Below are 6562 nucleotides of genomic sequence, written 5' to 3' on the forward strand. Positions count from 1 at the left end.
AGATGACCTCCGAAACTCCCGCCAAGCCCGAGCCCTGGGGCAACAACGTGCTCGTGGAATTCGAGGACGGCATCGCCTGGGTGAAGCTCAACCGCCCGGAAAAGCGGAACGCGATGAGCGTTGCGCTTGCCGAAGAGATGAACAAGGTCCTCGACGTGCTCGAGATCGATGACCGCTGCGGCGTCATCGTCCTTACCGGCGTGGGCGAAGCCTTCTCGGCCGGAATGGATCTCAAGGACTTCTTCCGCGTAACCGACGGCGTTTCCGATGTCGAGCGCATGCGCGCCTACCGCTCGACACGCGCCTGGCAGTGGCGGACGCTGATGCACTACTCCAAGCCGACCATCGCGATGGTGAACGGTTGGTGCTTCGGCGGCGCCTTCACGCCACTGATCTGCTGCGATCTGGCGATCGCGTCCGAGGACGCGGTCTTCGGGCTCTCGGAAATCAACTGGGGTGTCATCCCCGGCGGTGTCGTCTCCAAGGCGGTGTCGACGCTCCTGAACGACCGCAAGGCTCTCTACTACATCATGACCGGCGAGCAGTTCGACGGCAAAGTGGCCGAACAGCTCGGACTTGTGAACGAAGCGGTGCCGGCCGATCGCCTGCGCGAGCGCACGGTCGAGCTCTGCAAGGTTCTCCTTGCCAAGAACCCGACGGTCCTGCGCCAGGCCCGCATGGCCTACAAATATGTGCGCGAAATGACCTGGGAGGAGTCGGCCGAGTACCTCACCGCCAAGGCTGACCAGACGACCTTCGTCGATCCCGAACGCGGTCGCGAAAAGGGCTTGTCGCAGTTCCTCGACCAGAAGACGTTCAAACCCGGCCACGGGACCTACAACCGATAAGGCTGAGGCAGTCGTCGTGGATCTGAACTACAGCCCGGAACAGGCGATGCTGCGCGACAGCGCGCGTCGCTTTCTCTCGGAAAAACATGGGCTCGAGCAGCGGCGCAAGCGGGCCTTCGATTCCGCTCCCATCGATGAATCCTTATGGTCGAACTTCGCCGAGCTCGGCTGGCTGGGGCTTCCCTTCTCGGAGGACTCCGGGGGCTTTGGCGGTGGCGCGGTCGAAGTGTCGATCCTCGCCGAGGAGTTCGGCCGCGCCAACGTCGTCGAACCCTTTGTGCGGATCGTGGTGCTCGCAGGCGGGCTCGTGGAGCGGCTCGGATCTTCCTGGCAGCGCGAAAATCTGCTCGCTCCGCTCATCTCGGGGACGAGTACCCTCGTACTGGCGCATTTGGAAAATGGCGCACGCGGGCGCCTCGATCACGTCGAAACGACCGCCCGGAAGGATGGCAACGGGTACCGGATCACCGGCGACAAGATCCTTGTCTACGCAGCGTCCGCAGCGAGCACCATCCTGGTGACTGCACGCGTCGAGAACGAGGAAGGCATCGCCTTGTTCGCGGTGCCGCGCGAAGTTGAGGGCCTGACGCTCACGACCTGCCGGACCGTCGACGGCTGCGAGGCCGCAGACATCCATTTCGACAACCTCCGCGCCGAAGAAGATGCACGCCTAGGAAGTGGCGACGTGCTCTCAACGCTCGAGGAGTTTCACGACCGTGCAGTCGCCGCGATGTGCGCGGATGCCGTCGGCGTTATGGATGCGATGCTCGCCACCACGATCGACTACCTGAAGCAGCGCGTGCAGTTCGGCAAGCCGCTTGCGTCGTTCCAGGCCTTGCAGCACCGAGTTGCCGAAATGGCGGTGAAATGTGAAGAAGCCCGCGCCTCAGCCCTGCTCGCCACGCTGAGCGTCGACGCTCCGAGAGTCCAGCGCATTCGCGGCGTGTCCGGGGCCAAGGCAAAGATCGGCAAGCTGGCGCGGCTGGTTGCGCACGAAGCGATCCAGCTGCACGGCGCGATCGGCTACTCCGAGGAGATGCCACTGGGCGGCTGGTTCAGGAGGCTTTACGCCTTCGAGAACAGCTTCGGCAGCACGACGGACCACGTCCAGCGCTATGCCTCGATCGTACTTGAGCCGGAAATCCTGAACGGCAACCTGCTGCGCGATCCGGAGTTTGCGTGATGGATCTTTACCTGAGCGAAGAGGAAGTTGCATTCCGCGAAGAGGTTCGCGCCTTTCTCGCCTCCGCGCTGACGCCCGAACTGAAGCGCGCCGAACGGCTCAATCCGAGCTTTCTCGGCGATCCAGAATACTACCTCGAGTGGCAGGAGAAGGTGCGCGAGCGGGGCTGGGTTGCGCCTTCCTGGCCAAAGGAATACGGCGGCACCGGCTGGACGCTGACCCAGCGCTACATTTTCGATCAGGAATGCGAACGCGCCGGAGAGCCGCGCTTCCGCGGCGCGAGCTTCAAGATGATCGCGCCGGTGTTGCTGCGCTTCGGCACCGACGAGCAGAAGTCGAAATACCTGCCGCGCATCCTGTCAGGCGAAGACCTCTGGGCGCAGGGCTACTCCGAACCCAATTCCGGTTCAGACCTCGCCAGCCTAAAGACGAAAGCCGTACGCGACGGCGACCACTACATCGTCACCGGCAGCAAGATCTGGTCGACGCAGGCGCATCGCTGCAATCGGATGTTCGCCCTCGTTCGCACCGATGATACCGGCAAGAAGCAGGAAGGCATCACGTTCCTGCTGATCGACCTCAAGGCGCCCGGCGTCGAGATCCGCCCGATCCTCTCGATCGACGGCACCCACGAATTCAACCAGACCTTCTTCGACGACGTCCACGTTCCCGTTTCCGACCGTGTCGGTGAGGAAGGCGATGGATGGAACATCGCAAAATACCTGCTGGAATTCGAGCGCGGCGGCGCCTTCGCTGGCGGCACGCTGCGAGCCCACTTCGCTAAACTGGTCAAGATTGCGCAAGAGCCAGGACCTGACGGTCGCCGAGCCGTCGATGACCCGTTGTTCATGGCCCGGCTGACCGAAATCGCGATGGACATCGACGCCAACGACATGATCGAGCTGACGGTAATGTCGAAGGTACAGAGCGGCGGTAATCCCGGCGCCGTTCCCTCCTCCGTCATGAAGATCGAGCGCAGCCGCATTCGCCAGCAGATCTCCGAACTCGCGGCGTCGATACTCGGGCCCGATGCGATCCGCTGGGAGCCGCACCGCCCGCTGCACGACCTTCCCGAAGAACCCGAGATCAACGAACTGCGCAAAGTTGCCCCGGCAGCTTACTTCAACTCCCGCTCGCAGAGCATTTTCGGCGGCACCAACGAGATCCAGCTCGAGATAATCGCCCGCGCGCTGCTCGGCTAAGCCCTCCAGGAAAGGAACCCCATGGACAGCCCTCTTCTCTCTTTCGGCACCGAACTCTGGCGCGGGGGTGTGAACGCCTGGGAGTGCGACGAGATGGGTCACATGAACACGCGCTTTTATCTGGCGCGCTGTATGGAGGCGGTCGCGGTCCTGTTCGCAAAGGCGGGCATTCCGCGCGCGGTAGCTTCCGCTCTTGTTCGCCCGGAAGAAACGCACATCAGGTTCCATCGCGAAGCCCATGCCGCAAACTCGCTTCACATTACCGGCGGGTTCTCTCGCATCGGCGATGACGATGCAGACGCGGTGTTCCTGCTCCATCACAGTCTCACCGGCGTCCTTGCCGCCAGCTTCCGGATGCGTCTGCAGAGCCTCGATGGCAACGGAAGCAGGCAAGAGTGGCCAGCCGAGTTTGTGAGGCTGGCTTCCGCGCTGCAGGTGGAGGTGCCGAAGGAAGCGCAGGCGCGCAGCACCGGACATGAGCCCATCTCCGGAGCTCCGCGGGATCTATCCGCGCACACCCGCATCATGCTTGGCAGCCTCACGGGGAGCGACTGCGGTCCCGACGGGCGGATGCTGCCGCTGAAGTTCCTGGGAGCAGCCGCTGATGGCGTGCGGCGCCTGACCGCGCCGCTGCGCGAAATCGTCGTCCAGCACGCCGAGACGCCGCCGAAGAATTTTGGCGGCGCGGTCCTCGAATTCAGGCTCGTTCACTTTGACTGGCCTCAACTGGGAGACTGCATCGAGATACGCTCGGCGTTCAAGGGAGCGGATTCCCGGGTAATGCGGCTCGAGCACTGGCTGCTTGATGCACTGGACGGCAGACCCCTCGGCTATCAGGAGGTCGTTGCCATCGTGTTCGACATCGACCAGCGCAAGATCGTGGGGATCACGGAAGCCGCCAAAGCGGAGCTCGATGCCCTGGTCGTTGCCTAGCGGGGCTGCTACCTGAAACGCTCGGCGGTCGCGACACAGTTCATCAGTGCCGCAAGCTCCTTGCGGGATGCAAAGGAAGTCTCCGGGCTGGTCCGGAGAAACGCCTTCACCGCGCGCAGAACCGGCATCGAGTTGCCGGCAAGCTGCCCGATGATCCGATCGGTCTCCGGCTCGAGCTTGTCGTCCGGAACCACGAGGCCGATCAGCCCGAGCACTTTTGCTTCATGTGCAGCCACTGCACCGCGGGTCAGGACAAGCCGCGACAGCGCCGCCCGCGGGATGCGGTCTGCCAGCGCGCTCATCACCAGGGTCGGAGCGATGTCGTGGTTCATCTCCGGCACCTGAAAGCTGGCGCTCTCAGCGGCAATCGCGACATCCGCGAGGGCGGCTATCGCGCAGCCGACACCGGCCGCGCGGCCCTGCACCCTCGCCACCACGGGGACCGGTACGCTGCGCAGCGCCTCGTAGAAGTCGAGTACCGGATCCGAAACCGCGAGCCGAAGATCGAGGGCTGTAGCCCGGCTTCCCGCCTTTGGCATCGCGCCGCTGCGCCCCGTGCAGAAGTTCTCGCCTGCCGCCTCGAGCAGGACGACGCGGGTTTCCGCATCCATCGATAACAGGGCCTGCTGTATTGCACTGGCCATCTCCGCGGTAAGCGCGTTACCTTGGTCCGGCCGCTTCAGCGTGACCACGAGCACGCGCTCGCTGGTTTTCGAGATTCGGACGTCTTCGGTCCTCAATGTTTCCCCTCCCGTTGAGCTTTCGCGTCCATTATCGCCTCCCAGATACGCATCGGCGTTGCCGGCATCTCGATGTGGCGAACTCCAAGATGCGCAAGCGCGTCGACGATCGCGTTGATGGTCACGGCGAGCGCCGGCGTGGTGCCTCCCTCGCCGCCCGGCCGGAAACCGAGCGGATGCTTGTTGGACGGTACTTCGCTGATCTCGGTGGTGAAGAAGGGAAAGTCGCTCGCCCGTGCGACGGCGTAGTCCATCAAGCTCGCCGCAAGCGCCTGCCCCGAAGAGGGGTCGAACCGCGACCATTCCATTAGCGCCTGGCCGGCTCCCTGGACGATCCCGCCATGCGTCTGTCCATCGACGATCATCGGATTGAGTGCCCGCCCGACATCATCGACCGAGGTGTAACGCTCAATCCGCCACTGTCCGGTCTCGGGATCAACCTCGACCTCGCACACCGCTGCGCCATAGGGAAACGCAAGGCCGGGAGTGACGACATCGGCCACGGCGGACAATGTTCGCAACTCGGCCGGCAGATCTGCCAACTCCGTCGCAATTCGGGCGACCTCGAACAAACTCATCGTCCGGTTGGTCCCGGCAATTCGAAACAGCCCGTCTTCGTGCGCCACATCTTCCTCGCAACAGCCCGACGCCTTCGCGACGATCGTCCGTGACCTGGCGATGATCGCGTGCGCCGCCTGCTGAAAGACGATCGAGGCAAAGCGCAGCGACCGGCCGGAGTGCGAGCCGCCACCGGCAACGACAAAATCCGTATCGCCGGTCCGGATTCTGACGTCCGAAAAATCCACGCCCAGCAGCGAGGCCACCAGTTGCGCAAAGGCGGTCTCGTGGCCTTGTCCGGTGTTCTGCGTTCCGACGATCACCTCGACGGTGTGATCCTCGTGACGAACGACGATTTCCGCCCGTTCGCGCGGCACCCCACCGGTGCCTTCGATGTAGTTCGAGAAGCCGATGCCGCGACAGAGCCCGCGTCGCCGCGCCTCCATTCTTCGCGCCTGGAACCCGGCCCAGTCGGCGAGCTCAAGCGCCTTTTCCATTGGCGCCTGATGGTCCCCGTTGTCGTAGGTCACACCAAGGGGATTGCGGTAGGGGTGTGCGTCCGCGGGGATCATGTTGCGCCGGCGCAGCTCGATCCGGTCGAAGCCGAAGTCGCGCGCCGCGATGTCGATCATTCTCTCGATCGCATACATCGCCTCCGGACGTCCGGCGCTTCGATAAGGAATGGTGGGCGGCGTGTTGGTCAGCACCGCTTTCGCCACGACCGACGCGACGGGCACGCGGTAGAGGCTCGTCATCAACTGCGCACCCTTGTTCAACGGTACATAGGAGACCGTGTGGGCGCCGAGATTGCTGGTGTTCACAGAGCGAAAGGCCAGAAAATTGCCTTCCTCGTGCGTATTCCGATGAAGCCGGCCAGCATTCCGATTTGAAGCCGGCCAGTCGATGCTCCCCTGGGTCGTTGTTTTGAATGGCTCCTGTTTGTCGTGCGGTCAAGCGGCGGATGGAGTGTGGCGCTGCTTTCGCAGGCTCTCGCCGCTGAGTTCAATGCGGTAGGCGCTGTGGACGAGGCGATCGAGGATGGCGTCGGCGAGTGTCGGATTGCCGATCATGTCGTACCAATGATCGATGGGCACCTGG

At 63.5% G+C, this 6562-nt stretch carries 7 protein-coding genes; 4 read left to right on the forward strand and 3 right to left on the reverse strand.

All coding sequences use genetic code 11. From position 1 onward, the window contains the following. Positions 1–2: 2 nt before the first annotated feature. The 4 genes from L610_RS13600 to L610_RS13615 are packed head-to-tail and all read left to right on the forward strand — an operon-like array spanning position 3 to position 4166. Positions 3–848, forward strand: coding sequence for a p-hydroxycinnamoyl CoA hydratase/lyase (locus L610_RS13600; protein WP_034329581.1), 846 nt, complete (start codon positions 3–5; stop codon positions 846–848). 16 nt (positions 849–864) lie between these two features. Beyond that, positions 865–2031 (forward strand): acyl-CoA dehydrogenase family protein, encoded by a 1167-nt coding sequence (locus L610_RS13605; protein WP_034329550.1) that lies wholly within the window; start codon positions 865–867, stop codon positions 2029–2031. Next, positions 2031–3233, forward strand: coding sequence for an acyl-CoA dehydrogenase family protein (locus L610_RS13610; protein WP_144705705.1), 1203 nt, complete (start codon positions 2031–2033; stop codon positions 3231–3233). The genes L610_RS13605 and L610_RS13610 overlap by 1 nt, the downstream gene beginning before the upstream one ends. A gap of 21 nt (positions 3234–3254) precedes the next feature. Then, entirely contained in the window at positions 3255–4166 is a 912-nt protein-coding gene (locus L610_RS13615; RefSeq protein WP_144705707.1) for a thioesterase family protein, read from the forward strand. Positions 4167–4174: 8 nt separating this feature from the next. Here the strand turns inward: L610_RS13615 and L610_RS13620 are convergent, their stop codons facing one another. The 3 genes from L610_RS13620 to L610_RS13630 all read right to left on the reverse strand — a co-directional run. Then, on the reverse strand, positions 4175–4906 hold the full coding sequence (locus L610_RS13620; protein ID WP_186441481.1) for an enoyl-CoA hydratase/isomerase family protein: 732 nt from the start codon (positions 4904–4906) through the stop codon (positions 4175–4177). Next, positions 4903–6369 (reverse strand): xanthine dehydrogenase family protein molybdopterin-binding subunit, encoded by a 1467-nt coding sequence (locus L610_RS13625; RefSeq protein ID WP_144705711.1) that lies wholly within the window; start codon positions 6367–6369, stop codon positions 4903–4905. The genes L610_RS13620 and L610_RS13625 overlap by 4 nt, the downstream gene beginning before the upstream one ends. A gap of 45 nt (positions 6370–6414) precedes the next feature. Next, on the reverse strand, positions 6415–6562 hold a 148-nt coding region (locus L610_RS13630; protein ID WP_186441483.1), incomplete at its 5' end, for an ATP-binding protein.

This window comes from Aminobacter sp. J44, from assembly GCF_007829415.1.
In the GTDB taxonomy this organism is placed as follows: Bacteria; Pseudomonadota; Alphaproteobacteria; order Rhizobiales; family Rhizobiaceae; genus Aerobium.